Source organism: Tardiphaga sp. 841_E9_N1_2 (genome assembly GCF_051811065.1).
GTDB lineage: Bacteria > Pseudomonadota > Alphaproteobacteria > Rhizobiales > Xanthobacteraceae > Tardiphaga > Tardiphaga robiniae.
In genome coordinates, this window is record NZ_JBPWQC010000001.1 from 1,145,724 (window position 1) to 1,164,463 (window position 18,740).

The 18,740-nt window shown below is 62.0% G+C and carries 20 protein-coding genes and 1 tRNA gene; 8 read left to right on the plus strand and 13 right to left on the minus strand.

Annotation, left to right across the window (positions count from 1 at the left end; genetic code table 11):
- Window positions 1-89 precede the first annotated feature (89 nt).
- The gene (locus AB8A50_RS05380; RefSeq protein WP_439077093.1) at window positions 90-983 is read left to right on the plus strand and encodes a LysR family transcriptional regulator; all 894 of its coding nucleotides are present in this window, start codon (window positions 90-92) and stop codon (window positions 981-983) included.
- A 57-nt stretch (window positions 984-1,040) separates the two neighbouring features.
- Here the strand turns inward: AB8A50_RS05380 and AB8A50_RS05385 are convergent, their stop codons facing one another.
- From AB8A50_RS05385 to AB8A50_RS05395, 3 genes are all read right to left on the minus strand, one after another.
- Window positions 1,041-2,948 carry a potassium transporter Kup gene (locus AB8A50_RS05385; protein WP_439077094.1) on the minus strand — a complete coding sequence of 636 codons (1,908 nt, stop codon included), beginning with the start codon at window positions 2,946-2,948 and terminating at the stop codon, window positions 1,041-1,043.
- Between the two features lie 210 nt (window positions 2,949-3,158).
- The gene (locus AB8A50_RS05390) at window positions 3,159-3,416 is read right to left on the minus strand and encodes a hypothetical protein (RefSeq protein ID WP_089264450.1); all 258 of its coding nucleotides are present in this window, start codon (window positions 3,414-3,416) and stop codon (window positions 3,159-3,161) included.
- A gap of 12 nt (window positions 3,417-3,428) precedes the next feature.
- Entirely contained in the window at window positions 3,429-3,671 is a 243-nt protein-coding gene (locus AB8A50_RS05395) for a hypothetical protein (protein ID WP_439077095.1), read from the minus strand.
- Window positions 3,672-3,741: 70 nt separating this feature from the next.
- On the opposite strand from AB8A50_RS05395, the gene coaD reads away from it, so the two are divergent.
- From coaD to tgt, 6 genes are all read left to right on the plus strand, one after another.
- Window positions 3,742-4,239: a pantetheine-phosphate adenylyltransferase gene (gene coaD / locus AB8A50_RS05400; protein WP_089264449.1), complete on the plus strand. Its 498-nt coding sequence runs from the start codon at window positions 3,742-3,744 to the stop codon at window positions 4,237-4,239.
- A 52-nt stretch (window positions 4,240-4,291) separates the two neighbouring features.
- Window positions 4,292-4,861: a peptidylprolyl isomerase gene (locus AB8A50_RS05405; RefSeq protein ID WP_315841955.1), complete on the plus strand. Its 570-nt coding sequence runs from the start codon at window positions 4,292-4,294 to the stop codon at window positions 4,859-4,861.
- A 5-nt stretch (window positions 4,862-4,866) separates the two neighbouring features.
- Entirely contained in the window at window positions 4,867-5,310 is a 444-nt protein-coding gene (locus AB8A50_RS05410) for a hypothetical protein (protein ID WP_439079920.1), read from the plus strand.
- The gene (locus AB8A50_RS05415; protein ID WP_116663619.1) at window positions 5,286-5,753 is read left to right on the plus strand and encodes a peptidylprolyl isomerase; all 468 of its coding nucleotides are present in this window, start codon (window positions 5,286-5,288) and stop codon (window positions 5,751-5,753) included. The genes AB8A50_RS05410 and AB8A50_RS05415 overlap by 25 nt, the downstream gene beginning before the upstream one ends.
- 152 nt (window positions 5,754-5,905) lie before the next feature.
- A complete protein-coding gene (gene queA / locus AB8A50_RS05420) occupies window positions 5,906-6,988 on the plus strand; it encodes a tRNA preQ1(34) S-adenosylmethionine ribosyltransferase-isomerase QueA (protein ID WP_439077096.1) in 1,083 nt (360 codons plus the stop codon).
- A complete protein-coding gene (gene tgt, locus AB8A50_RS05425) occupies window positions 6,985-8,118 on the plus strand; it encodes a tRNA guanosine(34) transglycosylase Tgt (RefSeq protein ID WP_120289859.1) in 1,134 nt (377 codons plus the stop codon). The genes queA and tgt overlap by 4 nt, the downstream gene beginning before the upstream one ends.
- A 96-nt stretch (window positions 8,119-8,214) precedes the next feature.
- Here tgt and lpxD read toward each other — a convergent pair whose 3' ends face one another.
- Window positions 8,215-9,258 carry a UDP-3-O-(3-hydroxymyristoyl)glucosamine N-acyltransferase gene (gene lpxD, locus AB8A50_RS05430; RefSeq protein ID WP_439071591.1) on the minus strand — a complete coding sequence of 348 codons (1,044 nt, stop codon included), beginning with the start codon at window positions 9,256-9,258 and terminating at the stop codon, window positions 8,215-8,217.
- 443 nt (window positions 9,259-9,701) lie between these two features.
- The gene (locus AB8A50_RS05435; RefSeq protein WP_068730943.1) at window positions 9,702-9,917 is read right to left on the minus strand and encodes a hypothetical protein; all 216 of its coding nucleotides are present in this window, start codon (window positions 9,915-9,917) and stop codon (window positions 9,702-9,704) included.
- A 344-nt stretch (window positions 9,918-10,261) separates the two neighbouring features.
- On the opposite strand from AB8A50_RS05435, the gene AB8A50_RS05440 reads away from it, so the two are divergent.
- A complete protein-coding gene (locus tag AB8A50_RS05440) occupies window positions 10,262-10,501 on the plus strand; it encodes a BrnA antitoxin family protein (RefSeq protein WP_068730761.1) in 240 nt (79 codons plus the stop codon).
- A 22-nt stretch (window positions 10,502-10,523) separates the two neighbouring features.
- Here AB8A50_RS05440 and AB8A50_RS05445 read toward each other — a convergent pair whose 3' ends face one another.
- The 8 genes from AB8A50_RS05445 to AB8A50_RS05480 all read right to left on the minus strand — a co-directional run bounded on the left by AB8A50_RS05445 (window position 10,524) and on the right by AB8A50_RS05480 (window position 18,637).
- Window positions 10,524-11,924, minus strand: a complete 1,401-nt coding sequence (locus AB8A50_RS05445) for a caspase family protein (protein ID WP_439073016.1) — start codon at window positions 11,922-11,924, stop codon at window positions 10,524-10,526.
- A gap of 166 nt (window positions 11,925-12,090) precedes the next feature.
- Window positions 12,091-12,969 carry a DMT family transporter gene (locus AB8A50_RS05450; protein WP_175367010.1) on the minus strand — a complete coding sequence of 293 codons (879 nt, stop codon included), beginning with the start codon at window positions 12,967-12,969 and terminating at the stop codon, window positions 12,091-12,093.
- Window positions 12,970-13,191: 222 nt separating this feature from the next.
- A complete protein-coding gene (locus AB8A50_RS05455; RefSeq protein WP_089264707.1) occupies window positions 13,192-13,689 on the minus strand; it encodes a hypothetical protein in 498 nt (165 codons plus the stop codon).
- A 22-nt stretch (window positions 13,690-13,711) separates the two neighbouring features.
- Complete coding sequence (locus AB8A50_RS05460) at window positions 13,712-14,071, minus strand: hypothetical protein (RefSeq protein ID WP_068730757.1); 360 nt, start codon at window positions 14,069-14,071, stop codon at window positions 13,712-13,714.
- Between the two features lie 190 nt (window positions 14,072-14,261).
- Window positions 14,262-14,849, minus strand: coding sequence for a formyltransferase family protein (locus tag AB8A50_RS05465; protein WP_439071676.1), 588 nt, complete (start codon window positions 14,847-14,849; stop codon window positions 14,262-14,264).
- Between the two features lie 73 nt (window positions 14,850-14,922).
- A tRNA-Lys gene (locus tag AB8A50_RS05470) sits at window positions 14,923-14,997 on the minus strand.
- 191 nt (window positions 14,998-15,188) lie between these two features.
- Entirely contained in the window at window positions 15,189-17,858 is a 2,670-nt protein-coding gene (locus tag AB8A50_RS05475) for a glycosyltransferase (protein WP_439077097.1), read from the minus strand.
- Between the two features lie 200 nt (window positions 17,859-18,058).
- Entirely contained in the window at window positions 18,059-18,637 is a 579-nt protein-coding gene (locus tag AB8A50_RS05480) for a beta-1-3, beta-1-6-glucan biosynthesis protein (protein WP_184516392.1), read from the minus strand.
- Window positions 18,638-18,740: the final 103 nt, after the last annotated feature.

Below are 18,740 nucleotides of genomic sequence, written 5' to 3' on the forward strand. Positions count from 1 at the left end.
ACGTTGTCTGAGGGCGTATTGCCGTTCTTGTCGGTAATGCGATAGTGACCGCTCGTGCCAAGCTGTGTCGCAGAACGGGGAACGCCGAATTGGATATCGAAGATCTCAGGACGTTCGTGGAAGTGGCCGACGCCGGGGGCGTGTCATCCGCCGCGCGCCGGCTCGGCGTCTCCAAGTCCATTGTCAGTCGGCAGCTCGCCCGCCTCGAAGCGGAACTCGGCGTTCAGCTTCTGGCGCGCACCACGCGCGGCGCCGCGCTCACGGAAGCCGGCATCACGTTTCGCGATCATGCGGCGCGCGCCTGCGGCGAGATCGACGCAGCCCGGGAATTGATCCAGCCTGACGGTGAGCTTTGCGGGCGACTGCGCATTGCCGTGCCGCTTACTTTCGGTCCAACGCACCTAGCTCCCGTGCTTGCGGACATGGCGCGACGGCACCCGCAGCTCCACATCCATACCGTCTACAGTGATCGCTTCGTCGATCTCATCGCCGAAGGTTTCGATTGCGCGATCCGGGTTGGCTATCTTCCGGACTCCAACCTGATCGCGCGACACGTCGGGCCTATTTATGCAAAATTGGTCGCGAGCCCGGACTACATCGAAGTGCATGGTTCCCCCGAGACGCCGGACGAACTCGTTGCGCATCAGGCTCTCATGCAGGGCACCGAAGCCTGGCAATTCATGGATGGCGACAAGACAATCAGGGTGCATCCGCAAGGGCGCTTTAAAGCTGACAACGGCACGGCGCTCCGCGCCGCCGCATTGGCAGGACTCGGCATCGCCTGGCTCCCCGATGGCATCACCCATGACGATGTCGCCTCTGGCGCGCTAGTTCCGGTCATGACACGTTATCCGCCGCCACAGGCAGGCGTTTATGTGGTCCGCCCGCCAAGTCAGCATCCCGCACGGAAAGTGCGGGTTCTTACCGAAATGCTGATCGCGTGTTTTGAAAAGGCCCCGCGCCCTGCGGGTGTCGGTCACTAACGCAGGAACCAAACGGATGGTGCGCAGGGACCGGGCGAGGCTTAAGTCGCGCGAGGCTTAAATCTCGATTTCGGTGCCGAACTCGACGACCTGCTTGGTCGGCACGCCGAAGAACGCTGCGGAGCGTTCGGCGTTACGTTGCAGGAACGCGAATACGGTTTCGCGCCACACCGCCATGCCCGCGACCTTGTCGCTGGGAATGATGGTCTCCCGGCCGATGTAATAGGTGATCTCGGCGAGGTCGATGCCGGGCAGCTTGCCCTGTTCGGAAGCCAGGCCGAGCCCGTCCGAAATCGTTGGATACTGCATAAAGCCGTAATGCAGGATGACGCGCGTGATCCCTTCAATGACTTCGATAATCTCGGCGCGATCGGCATCCGGGACGCGCGGCACTTCGGAGATCAGCACAGTCACCAGAATGACGCGCTCATGTAGGACGTGGTTGTGCTTGACGAATTGCGTCAGTGCCAGCGGCACGCCATTCGGCATGGATGCCAGGAACACCGCGGTGCCATTGAGGCGCGCATGGCAGCGACTGACGGCCGTCTCGATCAGGTCCTCTTCGGGTTGACGCAGTTTGGCGCGGGCGCTTTCGACGAGTTTGACGCCGCTGCGCCATGTCAGCATCAGGAACGCCACAGCAGCCGCCAAGAACAGCGGAAACCAGCCGCCTTCGAACAGCTTCGTGGAATTGGCGGCGAAGAAGATGCAATCGATGATGAAGAAGAAGCCATTCACCGACACGACGAGAAGCGGCGGATAGCCCCATTGCAGCGCGACCAATGCCGCGAGCAGCGTGGTGATCGCCATCAGCAGCGATACGGCGATGCCATAGGCGCCTGCCAGCGCGTCCGACGTGCCGAAGCTGAGCACGGCGGCAAGCGTCGCCGCCGCCAGCAGCCAGTTCACCAGCGGCACATAGATCTGGCCCATGGCGTGGCTGGTGGTGTGCCGGATCTGCATTCGCGGCAGGAAGCCGAGCTGGATCGATTGCTGCGTCAGCGAGAACACACCGGAAATGATAGCCTGCGAGGCGATCACCGTCGCGACAGTGGCAAAGGCCACCAGCGGGTAGTGCAGCCAGTCAGGCGCCAGTTGATAGAACGGGTTGTTGATGGCGGTAGGGTCTGCGATCAGCAGTCCCGCCTGGCCGAAATAGTTCAGCACCAGCGCCGGCAGGGCGATGGCAAACCAGGCGAGCCGGATCGGCATCCGGCCGAAATGGCCCATATCGGCATACATCGCTTCGCCGCCGGTCACGGCAAGGAAGGCTGCACCGAGAATGGCAAAGCTGATGTGGAAGTCCTGGTGGATCAGGAATTCGAAGGCATAGAGCGGACTGACGGCAGCGAGCACGCCGGGCGATTGCACGATGCCATGGATGCCGAGCAGCGCGAGCACGGCAAACCAGCCCAGCATCACTGGCCCGAAGATGCCGCCGATGAAACCGGTGCCCTTGCTCTGCATTAGAAACAGCCCGATCAGAATGATGACGGTGAGCGGCACCACGGCTGGCGCCAGCGACGGTGCATCGACCTTGAGGCCTTCAATGGCTGATAGCACCGAGATCGCCGGCGTGATGGCGCCATCGCCATAGAGCAGGGCGGCACCAACGAGGCCGACGACCAGCAGATGTATGCGCCAAGTGCCCGGCTCTGCGTTACGCGCGTGGAGCAGTGCCAACAGCGCGACGATACCGCCTTCGCCGCGATTGTCGGCGCGCAGAATTAGAAGCGCGTATTTCAGGGAGATAATCAGGATCAACGCCCAGAGGATCAGCGACACCACACCGAGCGTTGCTTCGGACGTGAGAGGCCCGCCATGGGCGGCTGCCTTCACGGCTTCCTTCAATGCGTAAAGGGGGCTGGTGCCGATATCGCCATAGACGACGCCGAGCGCGCCGATCGTTGCCGTGAGAGGAAGTCCGCCAGTGTGCCCTGGCGATGCAGCTGGGATGGCGGTCACTGGCAGCCCTCACGGGACTCGCGCTTGACAATTGCGCTTGACCGGCAGTCTGCGACGTTGCGTCGCGAATTGCTATGAAATTAGTTGAAGTAGCTGTCGCGAGAGTTTCACTGAACTATGCGTCGTGCGGGTTCGGTGAGTGGATCGTGATTGTCCAGATTGAATATCAGTACACCCCGGCTCTGACCGGGATGCGGTATCTTTTGCCGCTTAGCGACGCTCGGTGGTCACGAGGCGGACTTCGCGGACAGTGATCGTCTTGCTGGCTGCGTTACGCAGGCAGGAGGCCTCGAAGTTCGGCCAGGCCTGCTCGGAGCAGTTGCGACCTACGGTGTGGATGTCCAGGCGGTCGGCCTTGGCGAGGGCCACCGGCACCGACGCCTCGACCTTCGGGGCAAAGCCCGGCAGAACGGTGAGGGCGGCTGCAATGAAAGCTGCGACGGCAACTGCTGAGAGAGTCTTGATCATGACGGTCCCCTGTCATTCGGGCCGTTTTGGCCCGGTTTGTTTGTCGCTTCCTGTGCTTGCCTGATTAATCAGGCCCGGTTTCAGGAAGTTGTCGTGTCCGGGCAAAGTGGTTTCATCCGGCCCGGTTTGTGTTTCGTCCGTACGCGCATGACGACACATGAGGCTCGAAAGCCCAATGTTTTCAATATCGTTGCTGCGTACCCAGTAGACGCGCTGACTCGGCATCCGGTTCGAGCCCTGTCCGAAAATAAACATCGGCCATTCGGCCCCAGCGGGCGGAACCAAGTCGGCTTGCGGCTCGAACGGGGGCGGGGTAGGAGGGGGAATGCCCCGTATCGCGCTTTATCCCGGTTCATTCGATCCCGTCACCAATGGCCATCTCGATGTGGTCCGCCATGCCGTTGGCCTGTGCGACAAGCTCGTGGTCGCGATCGGCGTCCACCCTGGCAAGAAGCCGCTGTTCTCGACGGACGAGCGGCTGGAGATGGTGAAGCAGGTGTTCGGACCGCTGGCCTCGGCCGCCGGCTGCGAATTCGACTGCACGACCTATGACAATCTCACCACCACACTGGCGCAGCAGATCGGTGCGACCATCATGATCCGCGGGCTGCGCGACGGCACCGATCTGGATTACGAGATGCAGATCGTCGGCATGAACGAGACCATGGCGCCGGATGTGCAGACGGTATTTCTTCCGGCCTCGGTGAGCGTCCGCCCGATCACCGCCACACTGGTCCGGCAAATCGCCGCCATGGGCGGCGACGTTTCGGCTTTCGTCCCGGACGCGGTTGCCAAGAGCCTCAAGTCCAAATTCGCCGCATAACTCAAATAAATATCCTGGCCGGCTGACCGGCTTTCTCTGATCCGGAGTTTCCATGATCCGTATAGTCGCACTTGCTGCCGCGCTGATGTTCGCGGCTCCCGCTTTCGCGCAGGCTCCGGCAGCCCTTCCGGCTGGCCTCGACAAGGCCAATTCGGTCGTGATCGACACGACCAAGGGCCGGATCATCATCAAGCTGCGCACCGATATCGCCCCGCAGCACGCCGAGCGCATCAAGCTGCTCGCCCGCGAAGGCTACTACAACAACGTACCGTTCCACCGCGTGATGGACGGCTTCATGGCGCAGACCGGTGACGGCAAGAACTTCAACGGCACCGGCGGATCGAAGTATCCGAACCTGAAGGCCGAATTCTCGCAGGTACCGTACAAGCGCGGCGTCGTCGGCATGGCGCGAGCCGGCGATCCGGATTCGGCCAATTCGCAGTTCTTCATCATGTTCGCGGACGGCTCGTCGCTGAACGGCAAGTACACCGTGGTTGGTGATGTCGTTGCCGGCATGGATGTGGTGGACAAGCTCAAGAAGGCGCCTCCCGGCTCGGCCAGTGGTGCCGTGACCGACCCTGACAAGATGGTCAAGGTTCAGGTCGCTTCTGACATCAAGTGAGCATCATGATGCCGCGATGCAGGGTGATTGCTCTGCTCGCGGCATTATTGCTGTCTGGCGTCCTTCAGGCGCATCCGGCATCGGCTCAGTCTGAAGCCGTGAGCACGTTGGAGGGCATGTTCGGAAGGCTGAAAGCGTGCTGGCATCCGCCCGCCTTGCCGCGCGGCAATCCGGGCATGGAGATCACGGTGCTGTTCAGCTTCAAGCGATCCGGTGAACTTCTCGGAAGGCCGCGAATTACCTTCGAGACGCCGGATGCCTCCGAGGCCGACAGCGTTGCTTACCGAACGGCTGTGATGGAGACATTGCAACATTGCACGCCGATGCCATTTACCGGGGGCCTGGGCGACGCGGTCGCTGGACGCCCCTTCCGAGTGCGGTTTGACGACCGCCGAAACCAACCCAAACCAGTAGAGAGACGAGCATGGCTGTTACCGAGAATACTTTGATCCTTGAAACCACCCAGGGTCCCGTCACCATCGAGATGCGCCCGGATCTGGCCCCGGGCCATGTCGCCCGTATCAAGGAGCTCGTGCGCGAAGGCTTCTACGACGGTATCGTCTTCCACCGTGTCATCGACGGCTTCATGGCGCAGACCGGCTGTCCGCAGGGCACCGGCACCGGCGGTTCGGGCAAGAAGCTGAAGGCCGAATTCAATAACGAGCCGCATGTGCGCGGCACGCTGTCGATGGCCCGCGCGGCCAGCCCGGATTCCGGCGACAGCCAGTTCTTCATCTGCTTCGACGACGCGTCGTTCCTCAACAAGCAGTACACTGTCTGGGGCAAGGTCACCGAAGGCATGGAGAACGTCGACAAGATCAAGCGCGGCGAGCCGGTGCAGAACCCGGACAAGATCGTCAAGGCCACCATGGCTGCTGACGCGGCTGCCTAAGTTAAGCTCCTCCCTCACGTTCGTCATGCCCGGGCAGCGCGAAGCGAACTTCGCTAGTTGTCCCGGGCATCGACGTTTTATAGGCATCAACACCAAGACGTGGATGGACGGGACGAGCCCGGCCATGACGGAGTGGGAATAACTACAAACCCATGCGTACCGATATCTTCGATTTCGAACTTCCCGCCGAGAACATCGCGCTGCGGCCTGCCAGCCCGCGCGACGCCGCGCGGCTACTTGTCGTTCAGCCGGGTATCGGCGTGCAGGATCATGTCGTATCGGATCTGCCGACCTGGCTGAAGCCCGGCGATCAGCTGGTCGTCAACGACACCAGGGTGATCTCGGCGCAACTCACCGGCCGTCGTATTGGCCGCGAGACCGAACCGAAGATCGATGCGACGCTGATCAAGCGCCTCGACAATTCGCGCTGGCAGGCGCTGGTACGGCCTGCAAAGAAGCTCGTCGAAGGCGATACGGTGCGCTTCGGCAATGAAGGCCGCGTCTGCCTGCTCGGACATCTCGACGCTCAAGTCGAGCACAAGGGTGATGCCGGCGAAATCATCTTCTCTTTCTCGTTTCACGGCCCGGCGCTGGATCAGGCGATCGCTGAACTCGGCGCGCCGCCGCTGCCGCCTTACATCGCCGGAAAACGCGCTCCGGACGAGCGTGACACGGCCGATTATCAAACCATGTTCGCCGCCAATGACGGCGCCGTCGCCGCACCGACGGCGGGACTGCATTTCACGCCGGCACTGGAAGCCGCTCTGAAAGCGCGCGGCGTCGGCCTGCATCGCATCACGCTGCATGTCGGAGCAGGGACGTTCCTGCCGGTGAAGGTCGACGACACCGCCGAGCACAAGATGCATTCCGAGTGGGGTACGATCTCGCGCGCAACGGCGGATGCGTTGAACGCAGCGCATGCGGCCGGCGGACGCGTGGTTGCCGTTGGCACGACCTCAATGCGTCTGCTGGAAAGCGCGACGTCCGAGGACGGCGTTATTGATCCATTCGCCGACGAGACTGCGATCTTCATCACGCCCGGCTATCGTTTCCGCGCCGTCGATATCATGCTCACGAATTTCCATCTGCCGCGTTCGACGCTGTTCATGCTGGTCTCTGCCTTTGCCGGCATGGATACGATGAAGCAGGCCTATGCCCATGCCATCGCGACCGGCTATCGTTTCTATTCATACGGCGACGCCAGTCTGCTGTTTCGGGACACACGCAATCAATGACCGTCGCCAATCATTTCGAACTGCTGCGCACTGACGGCACGGCACGCAGGGGCCAGCTGACGACGCCGCATGGCGTGGTGCGCACACCTGCCTTCATGCCGGTCGGCACCCTCGGTGCGATGAAGAGCCTGCACTGGCGCGACGTGCGCGATGCCGGTGCCGATATCGTGCTCGGCAATACCTACCACCTGATGCTGCGTCCCGGCGCCGAACGCGTCGCGTCGTTCGGCGGTCTGCAAAAATTCACGACCTGGAACGGACCGATGCTGACCGATTCCGGCGGCTTCCAGGTGATGTCGCTGGCGCAGCTCCGCAAGGTGACCGAGCAGGGCGTCACGTTCCGTTCGCATATCGATGGCGCGAAGTTCGAATTGACGCCGGAGCGCGCCATCGAGATCCAGCGGCTGCTGAATTCCGACATCGCCATGCAGCTCGACGAATGCGTGCGGCTGCCGGCGGAGCACGCCGACATCGATCGTGCGATGCAGCTGTCGCTGCGCTGGGCCGAGCGCTGCAAGCGCGCCTTCGAGACGGCGCCGGACGGCTACATGCTGTTCGGCATCGCGCAGGGGGGCGATGTGCCGGAACTGCGCCGCGCCAGCGCACAGGGGCTGATCGATATCGGCTTTCATGGCTATGCGATCGGTGGGCTCGCCGTCGGCGAGCCGCAGGCCGTGATGCTGGCGATGATCGAGGAGGTGGTTCCGATCCTCCCCTCGGACCGGCCGCGTTATCTGATGGGTGTCGGCACGCCGGATGATATGCTGGAAGCGGTGGCGCGCGGCGTCGACATGTTCGACTGCGTGATGCCGACGCGCAACGGTCGCCACGGCATGGCCTTCACGCGCCACGGCCAGATCAACATGCGCAATGCGCGGCATCAGGATGATCCGCGGCCGCTGGACGAAGAGAGCACTTGGCCGGCGGCACGCGATTACTCGCGCGCCTATCTGCATCATCTGGTGCGATCAGGTGAGACCCTCGGCGCGATGCTGCTGTCGGAAATCAACATCGCCTATTACCAGAGCCTGATGCAGGGCATCCGCGCAGCCATCGAGGCCGGAACGTTCGAAGAGTTTCGGGCGCATACGCGCGAGGGCTGGGCACGCGGCGACATTCCGCCGCGGTAACCGGAGGTCAACTAGGTCGCCTTCACCGGTTCCGACTTCACCGGCCAGTCGATCATCCGTGCCTCGGCCGGCAGCCAGGTCCGGTTTGCAGGTTCATCAATCGTTTGTCTCGCGGTCACCGGCCGCAAGCATTTCCATGGCCTTGTATTGCCGGAAAAACCTGCGGCTCGGGCGAGCTGGGAATCCTGCCCATCGCTCTCCTGCGGGCACGTCGCGCGTGACGCCGCTTGCACCGGCTATCTGTGCGCCGTCGCCGATCGTCAGATGAGGAGCAATTCCAGTCTGGCCGCCTATTGCAACAAAGCTCCCGAGAGTTGCGGATCCGGCAATTCCGACTTGCGCGGCGATGAGGCAGTGTCTGCCAATCGTCACGTTGTGGGCGACTTGTACGAGGTTATCGAGCTTCGTACCTTCGCCGATAGACGTGTTGCGGGTCGACCCGCGATCGATGGTCGTGTTTGCGCCTATTTCGACGCAGTCCTCAATAATGACGCCTCCGACCTGGAGAATTTTTATATGTCCGCCTTTGTCAGGCACGAATCCGAAGCCGTCCTGCCCGATCGATACGCCTGGATGGACAATGACGTGATTGCCGACAGTTGCGTGCGCAATGATAGCGCTGGCGCCGACTGAGCTATGGCTCCCGATGGTTACGTCTGGACCGATCACGACGTTTGACCCGATATAAGTGCGTTCACCGATCTTGGCCCGGGGACCGATCACTGCGCCGGGATCGATGGTAACCCCGCAATCGATAATGGCCGAAGCATGAATCGTGGCGTTTGGAGAAATGCCGTCGGTCTCGAAAAGTGACCCCGGGATAGCCGCTCCTGGATAGAGCAACGCGAGGATCCTTGAGTAAATCAAGTACGGCTGAGGTGTCACAAAAGAGTAAGTCTCCTTTGGAACGGATGCGCTGAAGCGCGGGGAGACGAGACAAGCGCCTGCATTCGTCTGCCTCAAGGCCTCAAGATACTTGTGATTGTCCATATAGCTCAGCTCGCCGCGGCGCGCTGTCTCTAGCGCTGCTCCAGCCGAAATGAGGAAATCTTTTGTAACAAAAAGTAAGCCCGCGATGCCCGCGACCTCACTTGCAGTGATCGTGCGCTTAGGCACGAAGAAGGGAATTTGACCGGTCATGACCGACTCCAGTGCGGGTATCCCCTCGACCTGAGAGACGGCTTCTCCGCTGTAGACCCGACAGCTGGTTAGCACGGCTTGGGAACATCAGAAATGGCGAAGGTGTGACTGCGGCGTGGTCATTACCTAGTGCACGCGTGACGGTGCAAATCGTTTGCGCAGATTGCTGACCTTGACGCGTGCCGATGCTGCGCCGACGCGGACGCCGGTCGAGACGATATGCTGAGCCTCGGCGCGAGCGGCTGCTTTTGTTTGGAGCGTCAATGACGCATGGGCGATACTGGCAGCGTTCGCCTTACTGGGCGTTTTGATTGTGCCATTTGCGTGGAAGGCAGCCCTCGACGGGCAAGCAGAGGCACGGTGAATGCGATAGTCACAATCGGTGGCTTCCTCGGATCGCGGAGCAATCCAAGATCGGTTCACGCTGGTCCGCGCGAACAGCGCTAGTTGCAGACCGTCCGGCGAAAGGCGTGCTTGGTCACAAAACCATAGCCGCATGTATCGCAGGTCCAGAGATAGCTGACGACGTCATCGGTGAGAAAGGCCGACGCCTCGGCAGCAATCATCGAGTCGGCACAAACGGGGCAGGTCGGAAGATCGCTGCCACGCGGCGCGGGATGGGACGTTTTGGTCGTACGGACTTCAGCTGATGCTGACATCGTGACCTCCTTCGTCGTCTCATCGGACATGATGCGATCCTAATCCGATTTGTTTGACCGTGTCGCAACACAAATGCGTTGCTTTGAAGTTTTTTAAGTCAGCGCATGTTTGTGCCGCAGCGCGGTCACCTTTGTGCGATGCCACGTGCGTCACGAAGAATGCGCCTGTTACGATGAATGACATTTGTAAAATTTGCTGACATTGCCGGTCCTGCAGCAGAGGCGAGTAGCCGCCACGTCGCGCCCTTGTGCGGACGCATCTTCGGCAACACCGTGGAAGCGATTGTGCAGGCGCTCAGCGGGCGCTATCTCTCGACGGCAATGTTGGAAGGAATCTGACCGAGATGGCACAGCCCCCGCGACGCCCGCGCACGCTCCAGGATGCCCGCACCGAGGCGGAGGCGGCGTTCAAGAAGACCACCACGAAGCCGGTCGAGGCACCGGTCGCCAAGGCAGCCGTTCCCGGTGTGCGCGAACTGGTGTCGCTGCGGATCGATCAGGATGTGCTGGAATATTTTCAGCAGGACGGCCCGGGCTGGCAGGACCGCATGAACGACGCGCTGCGCAAGGCGGCAGGCAAGTAGGCTGCCGCTCCAGGTAGCGGGCTTAGCGGTTCAGGAAGCCGCCAACCACGCCGCCGATGAACCGGCCGGGACCTGCGGGGTCGATGGCCGGGGCGGGCGCCGGCGCGGCCTGGCGCCGGACCACGGGCGCTTCCTCATAGGTCTGTTGTTGCACCTGGCGGCGCACCGGCTTCGGTGCGGGTGCCGGTTCTTCCTTTAGCGCAACGACCTCGGTGAGCAGTGCGGCATGCTGGACCTTGTTGAGATAGCCCGACGTCGGGTAACCGCGTGCCGCCTGCCACCGCGTGATCACGCCACGGGTCCCGGCATCGAAGCTGCCGGTCGTCTGGGTGTCGAAGCCAAGGCCATTGAGGCGGCGTTGCACGTCGCGCCGCTTCATCTTGTCGAGACCGATCTTGTCCTCGGTGAGCTGGTTGGCTTCCTCGGTAAACACGGCCTTGTCGACGCCCGGCGCAGCGGTACGCGGCGCGGTGGCGGCTTCCTGTAGCGCGGCGATACGGGCGAGGGCGAGCGGCTTGAACTGGCCGTTCGGGTACATCGAGATGTAGGCGTTCAGTTCCTCCGGCCGGTTCGAGTCCTTGATCGAGCGCCAGAACTCGAGCTCGACATCGGAGCCGGCGGTGGCAGCCGCGGGCATGGTGGCGGTGGGGCTGGCCGCGGCAACGGCGACCTGCGCCTGAACGTCTGGATTGAGATAGACTGCGCCGATCAGATTGGTGTGGCCCCAAGGCAGCTGGCCTTTGTTGGTTTCGTCCTGCACCTGTGCGCGCACTTTCGTCATCGCCTGCTGGATCTCGGCGCCGGGCGTGGTGATGTTGTTGAGCAGTGCGCGGGTGAACGGGCTGTTGCTTCCGCTCTTGCCGTCGAGGGCGGTCTGGCCGGGGCTGGTGGCGAATGCGATCAGCGTGCCTTCGCCGGATTTCATCTCCGCAAGACCGGACGACACCGCGACGCTGCGCGTGGCAGATCCGCTGGAGCGGATCTTGGCAGCAAACGGATTGTCGCGGCAGGCATCGAGGAATACCAGCTTCACCTTGGCATCGCCCATGGTCTGGTCGAGGGTGGTCTCGACATTGATCGCTGCGCCGAGCTTGACGTCCATCTCCGACTTCAGATTGGCATCGATCGGCAAAAGGTAGTTGATGTTGTTCACCGAGATACCGTGGCCGGCATAGAAGAACACCGCGACATCGGCGCCCTGCGCCTTGCGGCCGAAGTCGAGCAGCTTTTCGGTCATGCCGTCGCGCGTCAGGTTCGATCCTTCGATGACGTCGAAGCCGACATTGCGTAGCGCGCTGGCCATGGCCTTCGCGTCGATCGGCGGGTTCGGCAACGGATCGACATTCTTGTAGCTGCCATTGCCAACGACGAAAGCGACGCGCTTGTCGGCAAGCGCTGCATCCGCGCTGAACAGGATGGACATGGACAGCGCAGACAGGGCAAAAGCGAAATGGCGCACGATACGATCTCCCCCACGAATCCGGTCATTCGACCCTAGACACATTGGGAAAAGTACCAATTGCGGGCGTGCGCCAAAATGTCGAGACACGCACTCGGAGAATAAAATCGAAAAAGGGGAACCCGATGCGTCAGGCCGCCGCACGCACCGGCGGTCGATCGGTACTGAGCAGGTTCAGCGTGTTGCCGGCGAGAATGAGAGCTGCGCCGAGCAGTGTGAACATGTCGAGCCGTTCAGAGTATAGTAACCATCCGATGGTGGCACTGAGTGGTACGCGCAGAAAGTCCATCGGCACGACCACCGTCGCATCGGCATAGAGCATCGCGCGCGCCATGCAGAAGTGAGAAAACGTCCCGCAGAAGGCGACCACGACAAGCCAGCCCCAGACATAGGCCGATGGCCACTGCCAGGAGTATAGCGCGGGGAAAACGCCGGCCACCGACTGCACCACGATCATCCAGAAGATGATCTTCAGCGCGCTGTCCGTGCGCGTCAGTGACTTGATCAATGTGATCGAGATGCCGAAGCCAAACGCGGCGGCTAGCGCAATCAGCTGACCGGGATTGACGACGCCCGTGGTCGGGCGAACGATGACGATCACGCCGATCAGGCCGAGCACGATGGCGACGATCTTCCAGAGCGTCATGCGTTCGCCGAGAAAGAACGCCGCCATGATGGCAATCCAGATCGGCATGGTGAACTCGATCGAGACCAGCTGGCTCAGCGGAATGAGCGTGAGTGCGTAGAACCAGCCGAGCTGCGCGCCGTAATGCACGAGGTTGCGCGACACATGCGCCAGCGGCCGCGTGGTCTTCATGGCGCGAAAGCCGCCGTTGAAATACAGGATCGGCAACAGCATGACGAAGCCGAAGACGGATCGGATCTCCATCACCTGGAAGACATTGAGTTCGCGCAGCGTCTCGCGACCGCCGATGGCGACGAACAGCATCAGAAGCAGCCAGCCGGACATCCACAGCGCGGCGCGGGCCTTCGACGGGGGGCGATCCATAATCCCTGAGAACCAGTTTCTTGCGCTGCAATGATTCACGCAGCGGTTTCAGCCTTAGAACTGGCTCTATCGGCGACATCGCCGGGCTTTGCAACGGACGAATCCGGTGGGGCTGCGTTGCGGGCGGGTGGTCCCGGACGCTCTTCGGCAGAGGCATGGAAGCAAAACAAAACCCCGGTTGTTTGAAACAACCGGGGTTCGAATTCCAAACATGCGGAACGATCAGCTGCGGCTGAGCGAAATGCTGGCGCCCCTGAACTGGCCTTCGGAGGTGATCGAGACCTGCTGCTTGTTGCCGGTCGTCGTCAGGATCAGCTTCGCGCTGAAGGCTGGCGATGAAACGTCAACATTGAACTTGCCGGCGGTTGCCCGGCCCTCAAGCGACCCTGTCACGCCGCGGGTCGTCTCAGCCCAGCTGCCAGACAGCTCGCCGCCTCTGGCCTTCACGTCGCTCTTCAGCTCGAACTTGTAGCTGTCGCTGGCGCAGAGCAGGGACTGGTTCAGTCCCGCGCCGTCGCCGCTCACGGCATAGGTCGCCTTGCAGCGAATGCGCTCCTTGGAGCCGTCCTCGAGCGAGATCGTCCCGTTACCCGACCACACCCCGGCCATACCGGCGAACGGCGCTGACTGGGCATATGCCGACGCGGACGTCAGACCGAGCGCCGCGCAGAGCACCGCGGTCCGAACGAGCGAACGCGGAGAGGTCGAGGTAGGCATCATGGGGAGCATTCCTGGTTGGGGATTACTGACGCGAAGCTTCCCACCGGCCGCTGCAGGGGACGCCGCCCGAGGCGCCGTTCCACTTGCCCGATCCGGTGTTTCCGGACAACTGGCCGTTGGCGAAAGCAGGTCCGATCGATACGCGTACGGTGCCTTCGCGGCCAACCTTGCCGTTGACGTCGGCGCCGGGCGCAGTGATGCGGCCTTCGGTGACGGTCAACGGATAGCGAGCCGTCGGCTCGCAGCTGCCGGTCTTGGTAACGATGGTCACATTCCAGAGCCCGTCATAGGCATTGTCGGCTGCGAACGAAGGAGCCGAAATCAACGCTGCGCTGGCAATCAGCGAAACGGACAAGGCGGAACGGATGCGGTCAAAACGCATTGAATCAAATCCTCGATGTTGTGATGGCCACCTTATTGGGGGGTAATGTGTCCAAAATTTGCTGCGTTGCCGCATAGACCCAAAACAACTCACGGGATGCAAGTCGCGACGGGCAAATTGGTTCCCTTTAGGTGACAGATTTGGTTGATTCGGGCGGGTTCCGGCGCCTTTTTAACCAGTTTGGAGGCTTCTAGGCCAGTTTTGGCGCATTGGTCGCGAATTGCTCGTCCTGGTAGGTTGCGGGCAAACGCTTGTGGACAGTCGCGAAGTCCACGACCTCGCCGAGCAGCTTGAGGCCCAGCGGCGCCAACGCGCGCTCCCAAAGTTCGCGAGCAGTTTCGCCTTTTTTCACGAAGCACCATTCCTGCGCGGCGATGGCGCCACCGTCCATGACATCGGCAAGGTGATAGATGGTGCCGCCGGCGATCGGATCGCCTTCCTTGATGGTCCATTCCACGGCAGCGATGCCACGGTGACGGGGCAACAGTGACGGATGGTAGCCAATGCCGCCAAGGCTGGCTGCGGCGAGCGCATCCTTGCCGATGCGGGCGTGGCTGTGCGCCGTGATAATCAGCTCGGTGCCCTCGGCGATCTCGGAGGCCACGACGAGCTTCGGATTGGCCTGGACTGTTACCGGGATGCCGACAGCCTTGGCGGCTGCGGCGAGACGGTCCTCGGCATCTGCAACCACCACGGACGCGATCTCGACGTTGTGGGTCTTCAGCATATCGAGGGTCGTGACGCCGAAGTGTTTGGAGCCGACGAGGGTAATCCGCATGTTCGATTGTCCGGTGTTCAGAGGCTGAGGATGGTGTGAAAACCGGAAGTTCCGGCGTGGCTCATCGCGGTGATGGTGGGCGGGGAGGGGATCGAACCCTCGACCAGTCGATTAAAAGTCGAATGCTCTACCACTGAGCTACCCGCCCTAAAGTGCCGTATTGACGAAGCTAAACGGAGGAAACCGACCCTTGCGGGGCGCGGTGAGGCCGGTCAGCCACGGCCGCGATGGCGCCCGCAATGCAGCGTATCGCGTGACCGGCTGTGTAAAAGGCGGGTCCGCCGGGGTCAAGGGCAGGGCTTGATGTTATGGACATGAACCGCGCCCTATTGGCGCGGTTCAGCTTGCTTCGCGCTGGGCCTCGGGACGGGACACATCGATCGGCGGCATCGCCACCGGGCGAAGGCCGATCAGCTCGGCCGTGCGGACCGTCGTGTTGCGCCACCACTGGAAGTCGTTGGCGCGTGAATTCTCCAGGATGGCAATCATCACCGCCGACAGGAACGGCAGGCTCTGCAGCACCAGCACGCCGGCGAAGATGTAGATCTCGGTGACCTGCTTGGAGTTGTTGGAGAACACCAGCACGCCGCAGCTGATCAGCAGAAGCACTCCGATCACGGCTTCCCAGAAGGCCTGGAATTCGATCGACATGGTCGACTTGCCGCCCTTGGACGTCACGGTGAAGGGCAGGTGATCCTTGATCAGGCCATCGGCGACGGCGCGCGACACGGTCCACTGCACCGACATGGCGGCGATCATCGCGCCCAGCATCTGCCACAGGCCGATCTTCACGCGCAGCCGATACAAGACGATGAAGTGCGCCAGCGACACCACGAATGACGCGATGATCGGCAGCGTCAGGATCTTGTCGGGGATGGCGATATCGGCGAAGGCGATGATCGGCACCCAGATGATGTTGAGGATTGCCACCACGACGCCGAGGCTTTCGGCGCCGAGCCAGTTCAGCCAGCCCATGCCGAATTCGCGCTTCTGGTCCTGGGTCATGCGGCTCGCGCCCGGCATGAAACGGCGCCAGTGCTTCTTGATGATCTGGAAGCCGCCATAGGCCCAGCGATGACGCTGTTTCTTGAACGCCTCATAGGTGTCCGGCAGCACGCCGTAGCCGTAACGTTCCTTCGTGTAATGCGTCAGCCAGCCATGCTGCATGATGGCGAGGCCGAGATCCGAGTCCTCACAGATGGTGTCGCCGGCCCAGCCGCCCGCCATGTCCATCGCGGAGCGACGAATGAGGCACATAGTGCCATGGACGATGATCGCATTGGCCTCGTTGCGCTGGACCATGCCGATGTCGAAGAACCCGGCATATTCGCCGTTCATGATGTAGTGCATCAGTGAACGGTCGCCGTCGCGGTGGTCCTGCGGCGCCTGCACGAGGCCGACACGCGGATCGTTGAAGGCTGGGACGAGATCCTTCAGCCAGTTCGGCTCCACCACATAGTCGGCGTCGATGATGCCGATCACCTCGGCATCCGCCGCGGTGCGGTCCATGGCGATGCGCAGGGCGCCGGCCTTGAAGCCCTCGACCTTCTCCGCATTGATGAAGATGAACCGCTCGCCGAGCATGCGGCAATGATCCTGGATCGGCTGCCAATAGGCCGGATCCGGCGTGTTGTTGATGATCACCACGCATTCGAAATTCGGATAGTCGAGCCGGGCAACCGCATCCAACGTCAGCTTCAGCATGTCGGGCTGTTCGCGATAGGCCGGAATGTGGATCGAGACCTTCGGGTATTTCTGCTCGGCGTCTGCAGCGGCACGCAGCTTTTCGCTGCGTTCGGCTGTCAGCAGCCGCAATGGCTTCCGGCCGAAGGCGATGGCCGCAATCTCCTCGATGCGCGCCAAAGCGATCAGGAGCAGCGGGATCAGCAGGATGCAGCCGAGTGTGAGGGCAAAGGCCGATCCCCAGACGAAATAGTGGGTCTGCTGATAGGCGAAGATGGTTGCGGCCCAGGCGCCAACGGCATTGGCTGCGGCCGAGAGCACGAGAGCCTGCATCGCTGTCGCGCCAACGATCTGCAGGATCGGCAGCGACAGCAGGATGCCAACCAGAAGCGCAATACTGGCGTTCTTCCAGTGGTCCGGATCCACGACCGGACCGGTCCATGGGAATTTCGGCTCACGCGAGGCGTTGAGAACGCCCCAATAGGGGCCGACGCCGCCTTCGAAGAATTTCCAGGGCTGATCGATGGCTTCGACGATGTTGTAGTCCATGCCGATCGCTTCGGCGCGGGTCACGAAGTTGCGCAGCACGACGGCCTGCTTGAACGGGCCGGGCACGGCCCTGCGCAGATTATAGCCCTCGCTCGGCCAGCCGAATTCGGCGATCACGATGCGTTTGCCGGGAAAGGTCTCGCGCAGCACGCCGTAGAGATGGACAGCCTGGTCGACGGCCTGGGTGTCGGTGAAGTTTTCCCAATAGGGCAGGATGTGCGCCGCGATGAAGTCCACCGACGAGGCGAGCTGCGGATTGTCGCGCCAGATGTTCCAGATTTCACCGGTCGTGACGGGAACCGTGACCTGGCGCTTTACCCGGCGGATATATTCGACGAGGTCCTCGAGCTTGAGTTCATCGCGATACAGCGTTTCGTTGCCGACCACGATGCCGATGACGTTCGGGTTCTTCTTCGCCAGCTCAACGGCGGAGGCAATTTCGCGCTCGTTGCGATCCGCGTTCTTGTCGATCCAGGCGCCGACGGTGACCTTGAGGCCGAACTCGTTGGCGATGGCGGGCACCATTTCCACACCGCCGGTCGACGAATACAGACGGATGGCACGGGTGATGGTCGACAGCTTCTTGAGGTCGGCGCGAATCTTCTCGACGGTCGGAATGTTGTCGACGTCGGGATGCGCCGTGCCCTCGAACGGCGCATAGGAGAGGCTCGGAATCATGCCCTTGAAATCGGGAGCTTCCTGCTTCTCGCGCAATACGCCCCATAGGGCGGCATGAACGGCGGTCACGAACAATAAAACGGCGACGACAGCGCGCATCGCAACTGAACCATAACGGGGCGAGCGTGGCCGGGAAGCGGACCCGTCCCCGAGGTCCGACCAGTACAACGGTAACGGAGACTATATCCGCCACACGAATTAACAACTCATACGCTGCCGTGGCCTTTTGAGGGCGGCACCATTATTCAAATGCGATTAGGCGCCGCCAGCTGAATGCCGCCTGAACAGGGCGCGCCACATTACTTCGGCGCTTCAGCAGGCGGTTTGGCGTCCGGCTGCGGAGTGGCCGCCGGCGCTGCTGCGCCGCCACCGGCAGGCGCAGGCGCTGCGGGCTGGCTCAGCGCGGCAGGCTGCGGCTGCGCATTCGGATTGATCCAGCAGCCATGGACGCGGCTGTTGAGACTGTCAGCAATTTTCGGATCGATCAGCGGTCCGAATTTGACCAGACAGCGGAATGTCGCCTGCACATGACCGCCGGGGCAGCCGAATCGGTCGTAGAGATCGAGGTGACGGAACGCGGTGTCGAGATCGTCGCGCCACATCAGCACCACGACGCGGCGGCCAAGCCAGACGCATTCGGGATTGCCGGCAGGACCATTGATCGCCTGGGTCGCCTCGACAAATTCGTCGGACTTCTTCTGGCTTTCGCGGGCAACGTCGGCAGGCGTCACGGGCGCATTTGCCGCAGGCTTCTGATCCTGTGCGCGAACTGGGCCGCTCTGGGCCAACGCGCAGCCAACACCCAGCAGCAGAGCAAGGCCTGGAACGGCGAGACAACGCAGAACCGCAGATTGGAACCCGAACACCAGTCGACGCATAAAGTCCCCGATAAGTTGGCTGCCAGGCAGTTCTGACGCCCTCGCCAGATGCCGTTCAAATGGGCCCCCAATACGGCGGCGACCACGGCTGAATCCCATGACG

What these genes read in the sequence shown, in the direction of transcription:
- AB8A50_RS05390 (WP_089264450.1), bottom strand. Translation starts at nt 3,416, where the DNA reads ATGATCAAGACTCTCTCAGCAGTTGCCGTCGCAGCTTTCATTGCAGCC.
- AB8A50_RS05395 (WP_439077095.1), bottom strand. Translation starts at nt 3,671, where the DNA reads ATGTTTATTTTCGGACAGGGCTCGAACCGGATGCCGAGTCAGCGCGTC.
- coaD (WP_089264449.1), top strand. Translation starts at nt 3,742, where the DNA reads ATGCCCCGTATCGCGCTTTATCCCGGTTCATTCGATCCCGTCACCAAT.
- AB8A50_RS05405 (WP_315841955.1), top strand. Translation starts at nt 4,292, where the DNA reads ATGATCCGTATAGTCGCACTTGCTGCCGCGCTGATGTTCGCGGCTCCC.
- AB8A50_RS05410 (WP_439079920.1), top strand. Translation starts at nt 4,867, where the DNA reads ATGATGCCGCGATGCAGGGTGATTGCTCTGCTCGCGGCATTATTGCTG.
- AB8A50_RS05415 (WP_116663619.1), top strand. Translation starts at nt 5,286, where the DNA reads ATGGCTGTTACCGAGAATACTTTGATCCTTGAAACCACCCAGGGTCCC.
- queA (WP_439077096.1), top strand. Translation starts at nt 5,906, where the DNA reads ATGCGTACCGATATCTTCGATTTCGAACTTCCCGCCGAGAACATCGCG.
- tgt (WP_120289859.1), top strand. Translation starts at nt 6,985, where the DNA reads ATGACCGTCGCCAATCATTTCGAACTGCTGCGCACTGACGGCACGGCA.
- lpxD (WP_439071591.1), bottom strand. Translation starts at nt 9,258, where the DNA reads ATGACCGGTCAAATTCCCTTCTTCGTGCCTAAGCGCACGATCACTGCA.
- AB8A50_RS05435 (WP_068730943.1), bottom strand. Translation starts at nt 9,917, where the DNA reads ATGTCAGCATCAGCTGAAGTCCGTACGACCAAAACGTCCCATCCCGCG.
- AB8A50_RS05440 (WP_068730761.1), top strand. Translation starts at nt 10,262, where the DNA reads ATGGCACAGCCCCCGCGACGCCCGCGCACGCTCCAGGATGCCCGCACC.
- AB8A50_RS05445 (WP_439073016.1), bottom strand. Translation starts at nt 11,924, where the DNA reads ATGTCCATCCTGTTCAGCGCGGATGCAGCGCTTGCCGACAAGCGCGTC.
- AB8A50_RS05450 (WP_175367010.1), bottom strand. Translation starts at nt 12,969, where the DNA reads ATGGATCGCCCCCCGTCGAAGGCCCGCGCCGCGCTGTGGATGTCCGGC.
- AB8A50_RS05455 (WP_089264707.1), bottom strand. Translation starts at nt 13,689, where the DNA reads ATGATGCCTACCTCGACCTCTCCGCGTTCGCTCGTTCGGACCGCGGTG.
- AB8A50_RS05460 (WP_068730757.1), bottom strand. Translation starts at nt 14,071, where the DNA reads ATGCGTTTTGACCGCATCCGTTCCGCCTTGTCCGTTTCGCTGATTGCC.
- AB8A50_RS05465 (WP_439071676.1), bottom strand. Translation starts at nt 14,849, where the DNA reads ATGCGGATTACCCTCGTCGGCTCCAAACACTTCGGCGTCACGACCCTC.
- AB8A50_RS05475 (WP_439077097.1), bottom strand. Translation starts at nt 17,858, where the DNA reads ATGCGCGCTGTCGTCGCCGTTTTATTGTTCGTGACCGCCGTTCATGCC.
- AB8A50_RS05480 (WP_184516392.1), bottom strand. Translation starts at nt 18,637, where the DNA reads ATGCGTCGACTGGTGTTCGGGTTCCAATCTGCGGTTCTGCGTTGTCTC.